Raw genomic sequence first — 17906 nt, 5'->3', positions numbered from 1 at the left:
CGTGTCAACGGCGAGGAACCGACGAAACGGGACCGTTACGATGCGCACGCGTCCTCCGGCGCGACCGCCGCGGGCCCGGCCTCGGACCCACAGATGGGAGCTGCATGAAACCCCTGGCCAATGCAGGAACGATGACCGACCGCGCGACGTCCGAACTGCGCTCGGCGATCCTGCGTGGTGAGTTCGAGCCAGGCACACTGCACGCGGTGCACACCGTGGCGGAGCGGCTCGGGGTGTCCCGGACACCCGTCCGCGAAGCGGTGATCCGGCTGGCCGGCGAGGGCCTGGTGCGGGTGCAGCGCAACAAGGGGTTCGTCGTGCTCGGTCACTCCCCTGACGACCTGTGCGAGATCTTCTCGCTACGCCTGCTGCTCGAGGTTCCCGCCACCAGGGTGGCGGCGGCGATAGCCACCGCCGAGGACATCGCCGCGCTCGAGGCCGACATCCAACGCATGCGCGAGGCCATGGACGCCGGCGACGCCGAGCGGTTCCTCCGCGAGGACCGTCAATTCCACCGCACGCTGCTGACGATCAGCGGCAACGAACGGCTGGCCGAGTTCGTCGACAGCCTGCGCAACGTGGTGCTGAGCAGCGGGGTCTCCACCGCGAACCGCACAGAGTCGATCGAGGAGATCCTCGATCCGCACCTGGACCTGCTCCGCCTCGTGGCGGCTCACCAGCCCGAGGAGGCTGCGTCGTCGATGCGGCAGCACCTCGTGCAGACCGGCGAGAAGCTCCTGGGCCAGGAGTTCGGCCCGGACGCCACCACCCAGTTCCAGGCCATCCTCAAACGGCTCGAGATAGCACGCTGAAGCGCGACCCGGGGATCAGGACCTCCGGGAAGGGAGTCTGTCAAGTTCTCTGTTTCCCAGTCACGAAAGTCTGGAGGACGCCGTCCGGGCGACGTCGCGCAACCCCATCCCGTGGTCCAGCGGAGCATCGGCGACGCTCAGACGTCGGACGGCGAGACGGACCGCCATCATCGGCTATCGGGCCAGCCGCGCCGCGGGCAACCGGTCAGTCAGGCCCGCGGAACCGCCAACCAGGCCGACGGCAGGTCAACGCGTTGGGCAATGGTGCGTGTCAGACCTGCGCCAACACCCCTTCACGAGGTGGGGCCGACCTAGCACTCGCAGACTGAGGGGCCCTCCGCCGTGAGGACCACGAATGGAAGATGCGAGACGACTGCGACGAAACGGCCGGCCGACTTCGCCGGCTGGCTCGAGCCCGCTGCGCTCATCCGGGCCGTGGCGACCGACGAGATCAGGACTCGCCCCTCCGAGGGCCGCACCCACGAAACCTCGGGATCCTGACCGGCTGTAACCCATGGGCATTGGACAGTGGCGCCGGCGACCGGCCAGCTGCCAGAGTCTAGCCATGCAGCCGCCGACCGGGGCCATCGGCCAGCTCCTCCACCCCGCCGACACCGTCGACATCCCGGTGTTCCTCCGCGTCAGCACACCCCTCGCGCCAAGTCGCCGGCCGAGCCCCACCGCCGTTGACGCGGCAGTAGCACCGTGACCCGGGTGGCCGTGGCCGCGAACCGGTAACTACCTCGTACGCACGACCTGGCGGGACATCCTCGACGCCGCCACCCGCGTCGGCCGCGACCCGGCTGGCTGGCTGGCTGCTGTTCCCGGCCTCGCCGCTGCCGAGATCATGGCCCGGTGCACCCGCTGCTGGCGCACCTCGGCCATCACCAATCGGCCACCGCGCACCACCTGCGGCCCAACGTCGTCTACACCCACGGCACCGAAGTCACCGCCCAGACCGTCTTCGGATACCGGTTGGGGATGACCATGGCCCAATGGGCCAGTCACGCGCTGCTGCGTCTCGGCCCGACCGTCTATGCGGAAGCCGCCGCCCCACAGCAGGCCGGACCGCACTCCCCTCCACGACGGCCCGTCGACCTACGTTCCCCAAGCCGAGATAGCTGGGTGTTGGAGGTCAGACCTGCAGGGCTGTCGCAGCGGCTGTGGTGTCGGGATGCGCGGGGCCGAGGATTCGTTGACGGTCGGCGAGGACCTGCTCCTGGATGGTGATGGCGTCGGTCGTGCGACCGGCCTGCTGCTAGGAGGCGGCGCGGCTGGCGCGAGCAAGGATCGTGTCGGGATCCTCGGCACCCGCGCAACTCGACGGCGCCCCTTTCGGTTACACGCACACCGCCGCGCACGCCACCCGGCTGCTCGCCGGCGCGGAACGCCTCGGCATCGACGACACCAGCCTGGCCGCAGTCGCGCACGCGGACCGCGACGGTTCCTGTGCCTCGGTACGGGACCGGCTCACCGAGGTCGCCGCTGCCCGGCGCACGGTGATGGAGAGCCGCCTCGCCGAGCAGCTCGGTTTGAGCAGGAAAAACATGGCCGTCGATCACCCTATGTGGATGATCGACTGTTAGCGCCGCTCACCATGATCCATAGAGCAAAATGGGCGAAAGTGCTCAAATCGGGCGCTCGAATGCCCCGTTATGCCGCGAATTAGCCGGCGGCCACTTGACGAAAATCAAGTGCGCGCCGTGTTGACTGGTGGTTCACCCTCCCCCGCCGGGGGTGCGGGTAGACACCGCGGGCGTGCAGCGTCAGCAGACCACCACGCTGGTCGCCGCGCTTGCCGAAAGCCTCGTCCACGCAGGTCACGCAGCATGCCGGTACTCGCGGAGGATTCCACCCAGGCGATCGCGTCTTCGTACATCAAATCGGTCAATCTTGTTCGGGTCGGCGACCGGCACGGGTAACGGGTACAACGGGCGCGTGTTGGCGATGCCTTGGTGTGGCCGGTGGGAACTGTAGAAGTCCTCGAACTCCCTCAGGGCGTGGAGGAGATGCCGCCGATTCCAGATCAGGGTGCGGTCCGACAGTTCACGCCGGCAGGTCTGTACCCAGCGTTCCATGATCGAATTCATGCGGGGCATCCGGACGCCGCTGAGTACGACGTCGACGCCCGCGTCCTGCAGGATGGCGTCGAACAGGGCAGGGAACTTTCCGTCACGGTCCCGGATCATGAACCGCGCCCGACAGCCGGCGTCCTCGAGGTCCATGACCAGGTTCTTCGCCGCATGCGAGGATCTGTGTGATCGCCTCGGTCAGGACACGGATGTAATCCGCGACGGAGTGTGTCACGAACCTCAGCGGTCGAGGTCGCGGTCTGGTCGCGGCTCCTCCGGTTCGGGCCCGGGGGCTGGCGAGCGGCTCGGCCAGCGCGGTGATACCGACCAGCTCGGGGCGCCCCTGCAGGTCGGCCGCGACTGCAACCCGTTGTGACCGGACCGCATGCTGGTCGTCAGGCGGTCCTGGAGCCGGTTGGTCGCCTGCAGGTTCAATGCGACCCGGTTCGCTCAATGCGCGACGACGTCCTCGGCTTCATGGACGCGTTGGACCTCCGGCGTGCCGCGCTCGTCGGCCACTCCATGGGCGGCATGGTCGCCTACCTGGTCGCCGCCGAGCGCCCCGACCTCCTGGAACACCTGGTGCTCGAGGAGACACCGGCGCCGTTGCCGTCGAACCCTCCCCGAACCGTGCCGGACCGGCCCGAGCATTCGCCGTTCGACTGGGCCGTCGTGGAGGCGGTGTCCGCACAGCGCAACCGGCCCGACCCGACCTGGTGGGAACGCCTTGCCCAGCTCCCGGTGCCGGTGCTGGTGGTGGCCGGTGGCCAGGCAAGCCACCTGCCACAGGAGGAACAACGCGCGCTCGCCGAGCGGTTTCCCGCGGCCCGGCTGGTGACGATCGACGCCGGGCACCTCGTGCACGAGACGCGCCCCGGCACCTTCACCGCCGTGGTGACCCGGTTCCTGGACGGCTGAGCGGCGTCATCCCGCTGGGTCCTGCTGGCAGATCTTGGACCGAGTGAACGCGAGCAGGCCCTGATCCCCGCCCTCGTACCCGTATCCGCTGGCCAGACGGCCACCCAGCGGAGCGTCGGGCGCGGCACCCGGCGCGCTGTTGATCGAGACACTGCCGGCGTTCAGGCGCCGACCAAGCGCTGTCGCTTGGCGGGTCTCGCCGAACACATAGGCGGCGAGGCCGCATTCGGTGGCGTTGGCCAGGTCGACCGCGTGCGCGTCGTCGTCGTAGGCGCAGATCGGCGCGATCGGCCCGAACGGCTCCTCGGTCATGATCCGCGCGAGTGGGTCGACGGCCGTCAGGACGGTTGCCGGGTAGTAGTACCCGGGTCCGTCCGGTTCGGCGCCACCGAGACGCACCACGCGGACTTCCTGATCCTGCTGGCCGCCGCCGGCGAGGAGAAAGCGCCGACGCTCTTCCTGGTCGACAAGGACACCCCGGGCGTCGCGGTGCAGCGGGTGCCGCGCTTCATGCACACCTTCGTCTACGAGCACCCCGAGTTCACCTTCACCGACGTCTTCGTGCCCGAGGACGCGGTGCTGGGCGGGCTCGGCAACGGCTACGACATCACCCGCTCCTGGTTCACCGAGGAGCGCCTAATGATCGCGGCCCGCACCATCGGCGCGGCGGAACGCGGCCTGGAGCTGTCCCGCGACTGGGCGGTGGAACGCGAGCAGTTCGGACAGCCGATCGCCTCCTTTCAGCTGGTCCAGGGCATGCTCGCGGACTCCGCCGCGGACATCGCGGTCCACCGCGCCTACACCCACCAGGTCGCCTGGGAGGCCGACCAGCCCGACACCGACCGGAAGACCCTGCACGCCAAGGCCGCCATCGCCAAGCTCTCCGCCAGCGAGGCCTCCGGCCGCGTCATCGACCGCTGCGTCCAGATCTTCGGCGGCCGCGGCTACGACCGGAGCTACGCCGTCGAGCGCCTCTACCGCGAGCTACGCGTCGACCGGATCTGGGAGGGCACCTCCGAGATCCAGCGCCTGATCATCGCGGGCGAAATCATCAAGCGCGGCACGGGAGTTCTCCAACTTCCCACGGTAGATTGATAGCGGGAATCGATTGACAGTCGTTCGCACCGCCGCCACATCGCCATCATTCCCAGGAGCGCGGAGATGTGGCGGTGTTACCTGCTTCGCCGAAGGTGAGCCGGACGACGGCGGAGATGAACCGCGGCGTGGCTTGCCCTCGGCGGTGGGGTGTTCGATGATGTCGGTCAGCCACAGCCGGTTCGGGGGATCGGCGGTGAACACCTTGCGCACCAGGTCGTCGTGCACCGGTGACCCGGCTCGCCGGGTCAGGCCCTTCTTCTTGGCGAACACCGACCAGATCCGCTGCTGGGAGCACAGCCGCGCGACCCGGTTCGCGCCGGCGCTGGTGCCGGGCACGGGCAGTTCTCGGCGATGAACCGGTAGCCGAGTGCCGGGTCGTCGTGGTGAATGTCGAGCGCGGCGTCACCGGGCCGGGCCAGCGTCACCCCAGCGGCGGGCTCCAGAGGTCCTTGCGGCCGGTCGCCGGGTCGTTCCGCAACTCCCTGCCGTCGTCGGACACGAGCGGGCCCGGGAAGGGCGCGATGAACTCGAACCGGATCCCGTCGAGGTCATCTTTTTTGGTGAACCACAGATGCACCCGGCCGTCCTCGGTCAGGGACTTGCCGTCGGCGCCGATGCCGAGCGCGGCGAGCTCGGCGATCCGGCCGGGGACGTCCTCGGTCCCGGGGAAGCCGAAGTGGTGGACACCGAGCTGGGCGGCGCCGTGCGTCCCGTTGCCGGTCACCTCCATCAGCTCGATGCGCGGGGGCCCCTCCTTCGAGAAGGAGATCCGGGCGTCGTGGAAGTGCGGCTCCGGGTCGCTGCTGTCGCAGTACCGCTGCGTGCGGTAGCGCGCGATCGGGCTGAACGTGTACCCGGTCGCGGCGGACCATCGCTCGATGGCGTCCTCGAGGTTGGGCACGAGGATGCCGATGTGCTCGATGAGCGGGGCTGACATGGGACGGTCCTTTCTGGACGGGCTGGTCACCCGGCGGTCAGGCAGTGCCTGATCGTGGGCAGCATGGCGAGCAGCGCCACGCTCGCACCGGACATCGCCGGGAAGACGTTGGTGGTGAAGCCGACCGCGACGCCGTAATCGTCGTCGGCGAAGGCCACGGATCCGCCGGCGGCCTCGTGGCCGTACGACCTCGGACCGAGCAACGGCAGCTGGGGGAACGCCAGCTGGACTCCGGAGCCGAAGTGGGTGTCGATGCCGAGCACCGCGTCGATCCCGCGCGATAAGCCGGCGCGCATCCGCTCGCCAGCCTGCGGACCGAGCAGGCGCACCCCGTCCACGGTGGCCATGGTGGCGTACATCAGCCGGGCCAGGTCCCGCGCGCCCGCCACGCCGCTCGTCGAGGGCCACTCGGCCAGCGCGACCTCCGGCAGGTTGAACAGGTCCATGGTCTGGGCGAGCTGACCGGTCGTGCCGGCGGGAATCGTGCTCTGTGCCGCGAACGCCGCCCGGCCGGGCGTCAGCGCGGTGGGCGTGAACCGGATGCGTTCGAGCCGCTTGATCTGCTCCGGCGGTGTGCCGATCCACAGGTCGAGGCCGAGCCGCGAGGAGACGCGCTCGGCAACGAACGAGCCGACGCCGCGGCCAACGGTACGACGGAAAGCGCCGTTGAGCAGGGTGCCGTAGGTGAACGCGTGGTACCCGTGCCGGGCTCCCGGCTCCCAGTACGGCTCCTGCTGCTCGACCGCTTCCTCGTCCCGGCCCGCGAGGAGGTCCTCCAGCGTGAGCCTCCGGTCGACCGCGGCGAGACCGGAACGATGGGACAGCACCGAGCGGGCGGTGACGGCCGCGGTCGCCGGGCGGCGGAACGCCGGCCAGTAGTCGGCGAGCGGCGCGTCGAGGTCGATCAGACCCTCGTCGTGCGCCATCGCGGCGGCCACCGCGGTGACGGCCTTGCTGACCGAGAAGAGCAGTTGCACAGAGTCGGGCCGGTAGTCGCCGCCGACCAGGTCGACGACCGGGCGGCCGTCGCGGACGACGGCGAGCGCCGCGCCGCCTCCGCCCTGGGCGGCGACGGCGCGGGCGAACACGTCCGCCAGCGGCTCGAACGGCGGCAGCGCGAACCCCTGCACGGCAATCACCGGCGGCTGGATAGGGTCGTCCATGCCACTCGTGCCTAGCTGTAGATCGGGGCGAGCGCGGTGCGGAAGTACTCCAGGCCCTGCCGGAGCTCCCCCACCGGGTCGGGCGACATGTCGATCTCCTCGATCGCCCAGCCGCGCCACCGGTTGTCCCGGAGGATCCGCATCCACTCGGACCAGTCGACCTTGCCGGAGCCGAGGATCCGGAAGTGGGTCAGCATCGTGGCGTGCCGCTCCTTCTGGTCGCCGCGCAGGACGTGGCCGGAGAGCGGCTGGGCGCAGTCCTTCCAGTGCATCGTGGGGATGCGGCCGAGGTGGCGGCGCAGGACCTCCACTGCGTCCCCGCCGTCCAGCGTGATGTGCCCGGCGTCCGGGCAGAGCATGACGTTCTTCGGATCGGTCAGTTCCAGTACCGTCGCGATGTCCTCGTTGCGGGAGCAGACGGAGTACGCGTCGGTGTGGATGGCGATCCGCACGCCGTACCGTGCCACGACGGCACCGAGACGGTTCACCTGCTCGGCGAACCGCTCGTGGATCTCGCGCGGCACCGGCTCGGCGAAGTCCTCCGCGGTCGCGGTGTCGTCCGGGCTGTTGTTGCCGAAGCGCGAGCGGGCGATGTTGCCCATCGTGATGGTGTCGGCGCCCAGTTCGGCCAGGAACTCGGCGTGCTGCGCCATGTACGTGTCCGCGTGCGCCTCCCGGTCCGGGTCGTCCAGCGCGTCGCCGATCAGCTGCCGGCCGGGCGCGTAGCTGGAGGCCAGCACGAGCCCGCGCTCGCTCAGTGCGCGCTTGACACCGGCCGCGTTCCCGTACGCCTTGAGCGCGGTCGTCCAGCCGCCCGGTTCGGGTGCGAGCTCGACGCCCTCGAGCCCGGCGTCGCGGACGCCGTCGAGCATCCGGTCGAAGTAGGACCTGGGGTCGCGGCCGACCGCCGCCGCCCAGTCGGGGTACGGCAGCTCCTCGCCGAGTCCCCAGTAGGCGGTGTTGAAGAAGGTGATGATGTCGGTACCGAATCGGATGTTCGCTGCGTTGCCCATTTAGCGTGCGCCTCCTGTCCGCGCTTCGATGCCGATCCACTGGCCGGACACGGCGGAGGTGTAGACGGCCTCCACGATCCGCTGCACCCGCGCCGCGTCGTCGAAGTCCGGGCGGGCCCGCTCCCCCCGCACGATCGCCCGGACGAACTCCTGGAACTGGATCGCCGACACCTCGACGTATCCGGTGCCGATCCCGGCCAGCCGCCACCACCCGTTGGGGTGCTGGTTGTTGGTATGCACGGTCCGGAAGCCCTGGTGGTCGGCGTCCTCGTCCACATAGGACACTCGGAACTCTTCCCGGTTGTTCCAGTTGAATTCGACGGCGCCCTTGCTGGCGTCGAGCTCGAAGTGGAACCGGTTCTTGCGGCCGGAGGCGAAGGAGTTGACGGCGAACGTGCCGATGGCGCCGTTGGCGAACTCGGCGATCCAGACGCCGCCGTCGTCGATGAGGTCCTGCCCGAGCCGATCCTCCTCGGCGACCCAGCCGCCGTCGCCGGGGGCCTTGGCCCGGACCCGGGCTGTCACCCTGGTGATGTCGCCGAACAGCCACTCCGCGGCGTCGATGATGTGGGAACCGATGTCGCCGACGGTGCCCGAGCCACCAGTGGACTTCTTCGCCCGCCAGCGGTTCGGGTCCGCGTTGAAGCTGGTCTCCTGGAGGTACGAGGCCCGGAACTGCAGTGGTACGCCGAGCCTGCCGCTGTCGAGGAGCTGCTTGGTGAACGAGATCGCCGGCGTGTGCCGGTAGTTGAAGCCGACCTGCGCGACGACACCGGCGGCGCGGGCCCGATCCGCCATGCGCTGCGCCTCGTCGGCGCGGTTGGTGATGGGCTTCTCGCAGAACACGTGCTTGCCGGCCGCCATGGCGGCCAGCGCGATCGGCTCGTGCAGGTCGGGCGGGGTACAGATGTCGATGACGTCGATGTCGGGACGGGCGACGACCGCTTCCCAGTCGGTCGCGCTGGACCTCCACCCGAGCTGCTCGGCCCCCTCCTCCGCCAGCTCCGGCGTGACGTCGACGAGCACCTCCTTGTGCAGCGTCACGCCCAGGTCCTGCGCGATCGGCGCCAGCGCGTAGGCAAGACTGTGCGCCTTCCCCATGAACCCGCCGCCGATCAGCGCGACCCTCAACTCCGTCACCGTTGTCTCCCGCTCATTCATTGCCGTGATCTGTCCCGGCCTGCTTGCAGCCTCGCCCATCCTCGGCCGCACCGTCTTGCGTCTGCCTGACCGGTGGTTGCGCGTGCCCGCCCGCTTCGACCGGATGTGCCCGAACCGAGCCGGATCAGCCCGGAGCCGGGACTCAGCCGCCGGACGTGCGCCGTTCCACGGCCTCGTCGAGCACCGACTCCAGCGCCGCCGGGTTGTGTGCGAAGCGGCCCAGAAAAAGGCCGGACACCGCCGTGCCGAGCTGGGCCAGCAGCCCCGGGCCGGCGCTACCGCCATAGATGACGCGGGTGCCGGTGGCGCCTTCGAGCGCCGCGCACACCGTCCGGATGTGGTCCGCGGAGGCCGCCTGCTCCGCGCCGATCGCCCATTGCGGCTCGTACGCGACGATCGCCCCGCCGGGCCGGCCCGGGCCACCGAACGCCCGGTCGAGCTGCTCGAGGCAGAAGGCGATGGCCTGCTGCGGTGAGATGCGCTCGGTCTCCCCGACGCAGACGACCGGGCAGAGGCCGGCGTCCACCGCGGCCCGTACCTTCGCCGCCACGATCTCGTCTGTCTCGCCGAACAGGCGCCGGCGCTCGGCGTGGCCGACCTCGACGTAGCGGCAGCCCATCTCGGCGAGCATGGCGCCGCCCACCTCACCGGTGAACGGGCCGGCGTCCGCCCAGGACAGGTTCTGCGCCCCGACACCGACCCCGGAGCCGTCGAGCTCGGCGAGCACCGGCGCCAGCGCCGGGAACGACGGCAGGACGAACAGTTCCACGGCACCGGACGTCACCGCGGGGTGGCGGCGGGCGAGCGCACCGACCCGGCCGCACCAGTCGAGCGTCTGCCGGTAGCCGAAATACATCTTCAGGCTCACGCCGACGCAGGTGCCTGCCGACGGCTCCCCTACCGGCACGGTGCGGCCGCTTCCGTAGCCGGGCCGCCGTCATAGGCATTGAGGATCCGGACCTTCTCCGCGGAGGCCGAGGACTCGTCGAAGCGGTACCCCAGCCACTCCCGGGCGAGCCGCCGGGCCAGCTCGAGGCCCACGACCCGCTGCCCGAACGCGAGCACCTGGGCGTTGTTGCTCAGCACGGCGCGCTCGACCGAAAAGCTGTCGTGCGCGGTGACCGCCCGGATGCCGGGCACCTTGTTGGCCGCGATGGCGACCCCGAGGCCGGTACCGCAGATCAGCAGCGCGCGGTCGGCCTTGCCCTCGGCGACGAGCCGGGCGGCGTGGACGGCCACGTGGGGGTAGGCGGCCGTGCTGTCGGCGTCCACCCCCACGTCCTGCACCGACTCCACCAGCTTGCTGGCCTCGAGGTCGGCCTTGAGAACTTCCTTGTAGTCGAATCCGGCGTCGTCGGACCCGATGACGATGCGGAGCTTGTTGCTCACCGTGCCTTCTCTCGTGGTAGGCGGACAGCAATCGGTGGACGGCGGTCCGGTGGCTGTTATGCGGACAGCGCGGTGTGTACCGCGGCGGCGACGAGGGCCAGGGAGACGGCTCCGGCGTCGGGTGTGCCGAGGCTCTTCTCGGCGTGGGGCCGGGCCCGGCCCTTCCTCGGCAGGAGGGATGCGGTCGAGTCGGCCGCCTCCTGGGCGATCGCCGACGCGTGTCGCCAGGCGTCAGCGAGGGGCCGGCCCGCGTCGGTCTCGTGGCGCAGCGCGCCGCTGAAGGGCAGCAGGGCGTCGACCATCGTCTTGTCGCCGAGTTCGGCCTTGCCGTAGTGGACGACCGCCTCCGCGGCCCGCTCCACGCCGAGCACGACCTGGGCGCGGCTCGGCTCGGCCGTGTCGCTGAACACGCCGGCCATGGCCCGCAGCGCCGCGCCCCACAGCGCGCCTGAGGTGCCACCCGCCCGGTCGGCCCAGGCGTCGGCGGCGCGCAGCAGCGTGGTGCGGGCGCCGGCCCCCTGCTCCTCGGCATGGTCCGCGGCCAGGAGCGCGGCAGTGGCGCCGCGTTGCATCCCGATGCCGTGGTCGCCGTCGCCGGCGACGGCGTCGATCCGGCCCAGTTCGTCGGCATGCTCATCGATCACCGTCCGGACGGACCGCAGGATAGCGCACACCTGCCGCGCGGCCGCCTGCGACGCCGCAGTGGCGGTGGGGACCGCGACGGTGCCGGCCGCGTCGGCGCGGAGAGGCTCTGCGCCGGTCACGGCGGGTGCGGCGGGTGCGGTCCGGCCCTTGTGGTAGGCCGGCGTGTCCGCCGGGGCGCGCCAGAACTGTTCGAGCTCGTCGTCCAGCCAGGTCAGGGTCAGGGAGGAGCCGGCCATGTCGAAGCTGGTGACGAACTCGCCGACCTCCGGTTCGACCACGTCGAGCCCGGCGCTGGCGAGCAGCTGCGCCACCCGCCGGTAGACGACGAACAGCTCCTCGTACTTGACCGAGCCCAGCCCGTTGAGGATCACCGCCACGCGGCTGCCCTCAACGGAGGTGACGCTGCCGGGGACCTCACCGAGGAGAGTCGTCACGAACAGCTCGGCCAACTGGTCGGCGGTCGGGACGTCCTGCTCGCCGATGCCGGGCTCGCCGTGGATTCCCATCCCGACCGCCATCCGCCCCTGCGGCACGGTGAACAGAGGTGTGTCCGCGCCGGGCAGGGTGCAACCTGTGAACGCGACCCCGAACGACCTGGTCCGCTCGTTCGCCTGCCGGGCTACCCGGGCGACCTCGTCGAGCGGGTACCCGGCCTCCGCGGCGGCCGCGGCCGCCTTGAACACCACCAGGTCGCCGGCGATGCCGCGCCGCTGCTCGATCTGGTCGGCGGTGGCGCTGGAGACGTCGTCGGTGACCACCACGGTGCGGCAGGGGACGCCCTCGGCGATCAGCCGTTCCTGGGCCTGGTCGAAGTGCAGCACGTCGCCGGCGTAGTTGCCGTAGGTCAGCAGGACCCCGGCCCCAGTGTTGGCGTGCTTCGCCACGGTGTAGACCTGCTGCGCCGACGGCGAGGCGAACAGGTTGCCCAGCGCGGCGCCGTGGGCCAGGCCGGGCCCCACGAGGCCGCCGAAGGCCGGGAAGTGGCCGGAACCGCCGCCGATGACAACCGCCACGGTGCCGGCCGGCGGGCGGGACCTCCTGATCACCCCACCGGTGACCGGTCGTACCCACCGTTCGCTCGCCGCGGCGAACCCCTCGATCATCTCGTCGGCGAAGGCCGCCGGATCGTTGAACAGCCGAGTCATGGTCTACGCGATCTCCGCCCGGGGGTAGCTGAACGCGGTACGGTCGTTGCGGTCGGCCCGGTCCCGGCCGTGCACGAGCCGGTAGGCGCGCGGCGACAGCCCGTACGACGACTTGAACAGCCGGCTGAAGTGGGCGGCGTCGTAGAGGCCCCACTTCGCGCCGATGCTGCTGATGGACAGCTCCTGCAACACGCGGTCGGCGAGGTCCATCCGGCAGTGCTCGAGGCGCCGCAGCCTGATCCAGCCGCTGATGGTGAGTCCCTCGCTCTCGAACAGGCGGTGCAGCGTCCTGGTCGAGACGTTCTGGGCCACCGCGACCCGGTCCGGGGTCAGGTCGATGTCGCCGAGGTGCCGCTCGATGTACTCCTTGGCGTTCTCGAGCGTCCTGGCCTTGACCGAGCCGATGCACGTGGTGCCGCCCTCGTCGCACATGAGCGCCATGAGGCCGACGAGGTAGTACGCGAAGCGGCTGGGGTTGCCGGGGCGGTAGTCGTCGAGCTGCGCGGCGAGACCGTCGAGCAGGCGGGCGACCAGGCTCGCCGTCCCGCTGCTGGTGGACCACCGGTATCCGTCGGCGGCGTCGAGCGCCTGCCGGTACGGACCGACGGCCTCGGCCGGGACCCGGATGATCAGGAGCTCAGCGCCCGCCGTGGTGCGGACGTCGAGCACGCCGCGGTTGCGTACGACGCAGAAGTCGCCGTGGTTCAGGTCGATCGCGCGTTCGCCCAGGGTGACGAAGGCGCTGCCGGACCGGGCGTAGACGGCGAGGTACGGCCGGGCTGTCGCCTCAGCGTGCCGCGGCGCGGGGAAGACCCACTGCCCGGGGAGAACCTTGGCCACCTGGAGCCGGTCGTACGCCCGGTGGACGAACTGCCGCTCCGCCTCCGGTACGCCGGTGGGGCCGGGCGCGGCCGGAGCAGAGTGCGGATCGGCGGTGGCGGAAAGTTGCGGTGCCAATCTCTACCTCCTTGAAATCTCTCTGGAAGTTACACGTGTAATCTCCGCCGGTCTACACGTGTAACCCGTCTGCAATCAGGGAGTTTGCAGCAGGGGCGTCGAAGGTTCCAGCCGGGCACGAATGCCGCTGTCCGGGCGAATCCGGACAGCACCGTGCCGCAGGACGGCATGGTGCACCGTTCGGCGGCAGGGGTGGTGACGGCCCCGGCCGTCAGGCGGTGTCGCGGACGATGAGCCGCAGCAGTTCCCGCTCCCGCGGCTCGGCGGTGCGGTCGTCCAGCGCGTCGAGTACCGACTCCACGATCTGCTCGGCGAAACCGTCCACGTCGATCTCGACGGTGGTGATGCCGATCCTGGCCATCGGTATGTTGTCGACGCCGATGAGGGCGAGGTCCGTCCCGGCGCGCAGGCCGCGGGCGGAAAGGCCGGACGAGAGCATGATGGCGATCTCGTCGTTGTGCGCGCACACCGCGGTGATGGGCTCCGCCGCCGCGGCCCAGCCGTCCAGCGCGGCGAACACCGAGCCGGCGTTGTTGAGGTCGACGACCTGGACGTCGGGCTGCGGAATCCCGAGCCGCTCGCAGGCACGGCGGGCGCCCGTGAGCCGCTCCGACGCGATCAGCTCGACGCCGGGATTGGCCGGGAAGGCGTAGCCGATCCGGCGGTGGCCGCGCGAGTGCAGGTACTCGACCTGCATCTCGCCGGCCCGCTCGTGCGGGAACACACCCTGCACGCCGACCAGCTTGGCGCGGGAGTCGTGAATGGACGACATCTCCGGCACCGAGAGGCCGCCCATCGAGACGACGAGCGCCGGTGCCACCATCGGCCACAGCTCCGACAGCGGGCGCACCTGCTCGGAGTAGCGGTGGATGAGCAGGACGAAGCCGCGCCGCGCCAGGGTCACGTCGAGCCCTTCGAGCACGCGGTCCGCGATGTAGCCGAACGTGAACTCCCGCACCAGCGCGAGCACGATGTCGCTGCGTCCCAGCCGCAGCGACCTGGCCGGCGCGTACGGGATGTGGCCCAGACGCTGAGCGGTCTCCAGCACGAGCTGCCGGGTGCTCTCCGAGACCGAGCGGTTGGGCACGTTGTTGAGCACGTAGCTGACGGTCGCCCGGGACACTCCCGAGGCCCGCGCCACGTCGGCGCTCGTCACCCGTCGTCCGGGCTGCGGCCGGGCACGGCCCTCGTCGCCAGCCATCTGATTGATCCTCTCGTACTGCTACAGCCGCGGTCGACGCTCGCCGCATCGAGCTCAATTGTCACGCAGGCCACGGCGTACGCCGTGGCCTGCGGGCCACCGCGTGGCGTCTCAGCGGCGCTGGTACTCGGCGTCCATGGCGCTGAGCACGGCGGCGGGCGAGCCGCTGCCGGCGATCATCGCCTGGATCGCGGAGTACATCGCCTGCTCGACGCGCGCGTTCGGCCAGCTCTGGTTCAGGAACGGCACGGTCTTGCCGGAGTCGACATACTGGACGATCATGGCGAGATTCTCGTCGCTCACCGTCTCGCCCGTCGAGATCGACGGGACGGCACCCATGAGCGCGTTGTTGTAGATTTTCATGACCTTCGCCGAGGCGAGGTAGTCGACGAACTCGAGCGCGAGCTGCTTGTTCTTGGCCTTGCTGTTCACCGCCGCGCCACCGGCGCTGGAGGCGGCCAGCAGCAGGCTGCCGGGGTCGTTTGTGGCGGTCAGCGGCTGGAAGACGAACTTGGCGTTCGGCGCGGCCTTGACCAGGGCGCCCAGCTGGTAGGCGATGGTGAACATGCCCAGCGACTTGCCCGAGGCCACCAGCTGGATCTGCTGGTCGGTCGTGGTGCCGGTGGAGTTGTCGTTGAAGCAGCCGGCGTCGACCATGTCCTTGTACTTCTGCATGGCCTCCTTCCAGCCCGCGTTCCTGGCGAACGAGGTCTGTCCGCCCTTGAGCTGCTCGTCGAAGTTGCGGTCAGCGCCGTAGACGAGTGAGGGCACCAGCGAGTACAGCGGGTTCTGGGTGTTGTTGAGCGCGGCCGCGCCCAGCGCAAACGCGGACTTCCCGGCCGCCCTGGCCGCCTTGCAGAAGGGGATGACCTCGTCCCAGACCTTCGGCGCGGTGGCCTTGACCTCCTTGAGCGCGGCGTCGTTGTAGAACGGGCCGAATGCGGTCACGGTGGGCGCCATGAGGTAGGTCTTGCCGTCGACCTCGGTCAGCGGCTTCAGCGAGGCGGGGTACTTCTTGACCCAGTCGTGGCCGGACAGGTCCTCGAGGAAACCGCCCGGGGCGATCTGCCGGATCGCACCGGGGTTGCCGTCACCCGGCCAGACGAAGACCACGTCGGCCGCCGTGCCAGCGCTGATCTGGGTCCGCAGGGTCGCCTGGTACTGCTCGACGTCCGCGGTCGTCACAACGACCTCGCGGCCCGGGAAGTCCTTCTTGTACTGCTCGACAACCGCGTCAATACCGAGCTTCTCCGAACCCTTCCAGGCAATGGTCAGCTTGTTGCCGGACTGGCCGGAGGACCCGGCGTCGGTGCTGCACCCGGCCAGCAACAGCGCCATCGCGCCGAGCGCCGCGACGCCACCGGTCAGCCCTTTGAACACACCTCTCACATCGATTCCTTTCATCATGCGTGGAAAGCATTGCGCGACGGCGGGTCGCGTCAGCCTTTGATCCCGCTGGAGAATCCCTGAATCAGCGATTTCTGCAGGAAGAAGAATGCGACGAGCACCGGCAGCGCCCCGAGCAGCAGTGCGGCGAAGATGAGTTCCCATTGAGAGTCGTACTCGCCGACGAAGGTGTAGATCGCCACCGGAATCGTCTGGTTGCTGGTCCCGCTCAGGTAGAGCAGCGGCTTGAGGAAGTCGTTCCAGATGAACAGTCCGTTGAGAATGACGACCGTGCCAGTCACCGGGCGCAGCAGCGGGAAGACCACGCGGAAGAATGCCTGGACCGGGGAACAGCCGTCGATCGCCGCGGCTTCCTCGTAGTCGAGCGGGATCTGGCGGAGGAACTGCGTGTAGAGGAACAACGAGAATGGGATGCGCAGTCCGACGTAGATGATGATCAGCGGGAAGATCGTGCCCAGCAAGCCGATGTCGCGCATCATCTTGTACAGCGGGATGAGCCCCAGCTGGAACGGCACCAGCAGGCCGACCATGAAGCCGTAGAACGCCAGGCTGGACCACTTCGAGGTGAGCCGGGCCAGCGGATACGCGGCCATCGACGACAGCACGACGAGCAGCACCACGCTGACCACCGTGATGATCATGCTGTTGGCCATCGCGCCGCCGACACTGGCCTGGTTCCAGGCGTCGGCGAAGTTGCCAAACGTCGGGTGCTTCGTCGGCGCGACGGGCGAGGAAAGGTCGTCCGGCTTGCGGATGGCCAGGTTGACCAGGATGTAGATCGGGAAGAGGAAGATCAGCGCCACCACGAACATGACGCCCTCGAGCGACCTGGTACGCCAGGTGTAGCGGTTCACTTGTTCCCCCCGCGCAACACGAAGCGGTACTGGACGACAGCCACCACGCCGATGAACACCGTCAGCACGACGGCCAGCGCGGCGCTGTAGCCGAACTCCCCATACTGGAACGCGTTGCGGTACAGCAGCGTCGACAGCGAATCGGTGGACTGCGCCGGGCCGCCCTGCGTCGTGACCCAGATCTGGTCGAAGATCATGAAACCGCGGACCAGCGACAGCATCAGGTTGACGGTGATCGCCGGAGCCAGGAGCGGCCTGATGATGTACCAGAACCGGGTCACCGGCCCTGCACCGTCGAGCGCCGCCGCCTCCAACTGCTCCTCCGGCACGGACTGCAGACCGGCCAGGAAGATGACCATCGAGTATCCGGCGAACTGCCAGACGACGATGACCGCGATCGCCCACAGTGCAAGCTTCGGGTCACCGAGCCAGTTGCTCGCCAGACTGCCCAACCCGACGCCACGCAGCACCTCGTTGACCGGGCCGTCCGGCGTATAGATGAACTGCCACAGGAATGCCACGACGACGGAGATCACGACGACCGGCGTGAAGAAGATGAGCCGCAGCACATTCCGGCTCTTCAGCTTGCCGTTCAGCGCGAGCGCCAGCAGGAGCCCGATGCCGTTCTCCAGCAGCGTCACCGTGACCACGAGCGTGAGCGTGTTCCGCAACGCCCGCATCGCCTGCGGGTCGTCGAACAGCCGCGCAAAGTTGTCCAGCCCCACGAAGGACCAGTCAGGGTTGAGCCCGTCCCAGTCGGTGAAAGCGAACCCGGTGCCCTGCACGCTGGGAATCACCACCACGAACAGGTAGGGAACGGCCGCGGGAAGCATGAACAGCCACAGCCACGACCGCCGCGGTTTGCTCCGTCCCGCATCCGACCGGGGTGTCGACGTCGGGCGGGCAGTCACGGCAGGGGCGACTGAATTCACCGCATTGGTCCCCAGGTGGTTCATGTCTTCGACTTCCATGAGACTCGGTTCACGCTCATTACCGGGTCAACTGTCCTGCTACGGCCCGCGCACGTCTTGCACGAGAGGGACGGGCTCTTGGTGTTGCCGGTCACAACGGCACGGAAGTCGTCGGCGCGACGCCTTGGGGACAGGGGTCGACCACCGGTCGGGCTGCGCAACG

At 69.6% G+C, this 17906-nt stretch carries 19 protein-coding genes and 1 pseudogene; 4 read left to right on the top strand and 16 right to left on the bottom strand.

What is annotated here, in order from left to right; all coding sequences use genetic code 11:
* Positions 1 to 131 precede the first annotated feature (131 nt).
* A complete protein-coding gene (locus ACQPY0_RS18990) occupies positions 132 to 812 on the top strand; it encodes a GntR family transcriptional regulator (protein ID WP_432990609.1) in 681 nt (226 codons plus the stop codon).
* 1135 nt (positions 813 to 1947) lie between these two features.
* On the opposite strand, the gene ACQPY0_RS18985 is transcribed toward ACQPY0_RS18990, so the two are convergent.
* Complete coding sequence (locus tag ACQPY0_RS18985) at positions 1948 to 2037, bottom strand: hypothetical protein (protein ID WP_432995295.1); 90 nt, start codon at positions 2035 to 2037, stop codon at positions 1948 to 1950.
* Positions 2038 to 2104: 67 nt separating this feature from the next.
* Here ACQPY0_RS18985 and ACQPY0_RS18980 point away from each other — a divergent pair, with 67 nt between their 5' ends.
* Positions 2105 to 2398 carry a hypothetical protein gene (locus ACQPY0_RS18980; RefSeq protein ID WP_432990607.1) on the top strand — a complete coding sequence of 98 codons (294 nt, stop codon included), beginning with the start codon at positions 2105 to 2107 and terminating at the stop codon, positions 2396 to 2398.
* Positions 2399 to 2632: 234 nt separating this feature from the next.
* On the opposite strand, the gene ACQPY0_RS18975 is transcribed toward ACQPY0_RS18980, so the two are convergent.
* Entirely contained in the window at positions 2633 to 3037 is a 405-nt protein-coding gene (locus ACQPY0_RS18975) for an integrase core domain-containing protein (RefSeq protein WP_432990605.1), read from the bottom strand.
* Between the two features lie 300 nt (positions 3038 to 3337).
* Here ACQPY0_RS18975 and ACQPY0_RS18970 point away from each other — a divergent pair, with 300 nt between their 5' ends.
* Entirely contained in the window at positions 3338 to 3802 is a 465-nt protein-coding gene (locus ACQPY0_RS18970) for an alpha/beta fold hydrolase (protein ID WP_432990603.1), read from the top strand.
* A gap of 6 nt (positions 3803 to 3808) precedes the next feature.
* Here the strand turns inward: ACQPY0_RS18970 and ACQPY0_RS18965 are convergent, their stop codons facing one another.
* The gene (locus ACQPY0_RS18965; RefSeq protein WP_432990601.1) at positions 3809 to 4336 is read right to left on the bottom strand and encodes an aldehyde dehydrogenase family protein; all 528 of its coding nucleotides are present in this window, start codon (positions 4334 to 4336) and stop codon (positions 3809 to 3811) included.
* Here ACQPY0_RS18965 and ACQPY0_RS18960 point away from each other — a divergent pair.
* Positions 4313 to 4897 (top strand): acyl-CoA dehydrogenase family protein, encoded by a 585-nt coding sequence (locus tag ACQPY0_RS18960; protein ID WP_432990599.1) that lies wholly within the window; start codon positions 4313 to 4315, stop codon positions 4895 to 4897. The genes ACQPY0_RS18965 and ACQPY0_RS18960 overlap by 24 nt on opposite strands.
* Before the next feature lie 132 nt (positions 4898 to 5029).
* Here the strand turns inward: ACQPY0_RS18960 and ACQPY0_RS18955 are convergent.
* The 13 genes and pseudogenes from ACQPY0_RS18955 to ACQPY0_RS18895 all read right to left on the bottom strand — a co-directional run.
* Positions 5030 to 5304 (bottom strand): annotated as a pseudogene (locus ACQPY0_RS18955) (IS3 family transposase); the annotation flags it as partial.
* Positions 5305 to 5321: 17 nt separating this feature from the next.
* The gene (locus tag ACQPY0_RS18950; RefSeq protein ID WP_432990597.1) at positions 5322 to 5837 is read right to left on the bottom strand and encodes a VOC family protein; all 516 of its coding nucleotides are present in this window, start codon (positions 5835 to 5837) and stop codon (positions 5322 to 5324) included.
* 26 nt (positions 5838 to 5863) lie between these two features.
* Positions 5864 to 7000, bottom strand: coding sequence for a serine hydrolase domain-containing protein (locus ACQPY0_RS18945; RefSeq protein WP_432990595.1), 1137 nt, complete (start codon positions 6998 to 7000; stop codon positions 5864 to 5866).
* An 11-nt stretch (positions 7001 to 7011) separates the two neighbouring features.
* Positions 7012 to 8013 carry a sugar phosphate isomerase/epimerase family protein gene (locus ACQPY0_RS18940; RefSeq protein ID WP_432990593.1) on the bottom strand — a complete coding sequence of 334 codons (1002 nt, stop codon included), beginning with the start codon at positions 8011 to 8013 and terminating at the stop codon, positions 7012 to 7014.
* Positions 8014 to 9153, bottom strand: coding sequence for a Gfo/Idh/MocA family protein (locus ACQPY0_RS18935; RefSeq protein ID WP_432990591.1), 1140 nt, complete (start codon positions 9151 to 9153; stop codon positions 8014 to 8016).
* Positions 9154 to 9316: 163 nt separating this feature from the next.
* Positions 9317 to 10042 carry a triose-phosphate isomerase family protein gene (locus ACQPY0_RS18930; RefSeq protein ID WP_432990589.1) on the bottom strand — a complete coding sequence of 242 codons (726 nt, stop codon included), beginning with the start codon at positions 10040 to 10042 and terminating at the stop codon, positions 9317 to 9319.
* Between the two features lie 29 nt (positions 10043 to 10071).
* Positions 10072 to 10563: a ribose-5-phosphate isomerase gene (locus ACQPY0_RS18925; RefSeq protein ID WP_432990587.1), complete on the bottom strand. Its 492-nt coding sequence runs from the start codon at positions 10561 to 10563 to the stop codon at positions 10072 to 10074.
* 56 nt (positions 10564 to 10619) lie between these two features.
* Positions 10620 to 12353 carry a dihydroxyacetone kinase family protein gene (locus ACQPY0_RS18920; protein WP_432990585.1) on the bottom strand — a complete coding sequence of 578 codons (1734 nt, stop codon included), beginning with the start codon at positions 12351 to 12353 and terminating at the stop codon, positions 10620 to 10622.
* Between the two features lie 3 nt (positions 12354 to 12356).
* Positions 12357 to 13310 carry a helix-turn-helix domain-containing protein gene (locus tag ACQPY0_RS18915; protein ID WP_432990583.1) on the bottom strand — a complete coding sequence of 318 codons (954 nt, stop codon included), beginning with the start codon at positions 13308 to 13310 and terminating at the stop codon, positions 12357 to 12359.
* A gap of 211 nt (positions 13311 to 13521) precedes the next feature.
* Entirely contained in the window at positions 13522 to 14511 is a 990-nt protein-coding gene (locus tag ACQPY0_RS18910; protein ID WP_432990581.1) for a LacI family DNA-binding transcriptional regulator, read from the bottom strand.
* Between the two features lie 111 nt (positions 14512 to 14622).
* Positions 14623 to 15900, bottom strand: coding sequence for an ABC transporter substrate-binding protein (locus ACQPY0_RS18905; protein WP_432990579.1), 1278 nt, complete (start codon positions 15898 to 15900; stop codon positions 14623 to 14625).
* 50 nt (positions 15901 to 15950) lie between these two features.
* Complete coding sequence (locus tag ACQPY0_RS18900; RefSeq protein WP_432990577.1) at positions 15951 to 16772, bottom strand: carbohydrate ABC transporter permease; 822 nt, start codon at positions 16770 to 16772, stop codon at positions 15951 to 15953.
* On the bottom strand, positions 16769 to 17605 hold the full coding sequence (locus tag ACQPY0_RS18895) for a carbohydrate ABC transporter permease (RefSeq protein WP_432990575.1): 837 nt from the start codon (positions 17603 to 17605) through the stop codon (positions 16769 to 16771). Before ACQPY0_RS18895 ends, ACQPY0_RS18900 begins: the two co-directional genes overlap by 4 nt.
* Positions 17606 to 17906: the final 301 nt, after the last annotated feature.

The sequence above is a fragment of the Dactylosporangium sp. CA-233914 genome (assembly GCF_050942935.1).
Classification (GTDB): domain Bacteria; phylum Actinomycetota; class Actinomycetes; order Mycobacteriales; family Micromonosporaceae; genus Dactylosporangium.
This window is presented reverse-complemented; position numbering and strand designations above follow the sequence as displayed.

Coding starts and splice junctions, on each gene's coding strand:
- ACQPY0_RS18910 (WP_432990581.1), bottom strand. CDS start 14,511: ATGGCTGGCGACGAGGGCCGTGCCCGGCCGCAGCCCGGACGACGGGTG.
- ACQPY0_RS18920 (WP_432990585.1), bottom strand. CDS start 12,353: ATGACTCGGCTGTTCAACGATCCGGCGGCCTTCGCCGACGAGATGATC.
- ACQPY0_RS18960 (WP_432990599.1), top strand. CDS start 4,313: ATGCACACCTTCGTCTACGAGCACCCCGAGTTCACCTTCACCGACGTC.
- ACQPY0_RS18895 (WP_432990575.1), bottom strand. CDS start 17,605: ATGCTTCCCGCGGCCGTTCCCTACCTGTTCGTGGTGGTGATTCCCAGC.
- ACQPY0_RS18945 (WP_432990595.1), bottom strand. CDS start 7,000: ATGGACGACCCTATCCAGCCGCCGGTGATTGCCGTGCAGGGGTTCGCG.
- ACQPY0_RS18990 (WP_432990609.1), top strand. CDS start 132: ATGACCGACCGCGCGACGTCCGAACTGCGCTCGGCGATCCTGCGTGGT.
- ACQPY0_RS18950 (WP_432990597.1), bottom strand. CDS start 5,837: ATGTCAGCCCCGCTCATCGAGCACATCGGCATCCTCGTGCCCAACCTC.
- ACQPY0_RS18970 (WP_432990603.1), top strand. CDS start 3,338: ATGCGCGACGACGTCCTCGGCTTCATGGACGCGTTGGACCTCCGGCGT.
- ACQPY0_RS18975 (WP_432990605.1), bottom strand. CDS start 3,037: ATGGACCTCGAGGACGCCGGCTGTCGGGCGCGGTTCATGATCCGGGAC.
- ACQPY0_RS18940 (WP_432990593.1), bottom strand. CDS start 8,013: ATGGGCAACGCAGCGAACATCCGATTCGGTACCGACATCATCACCTTC.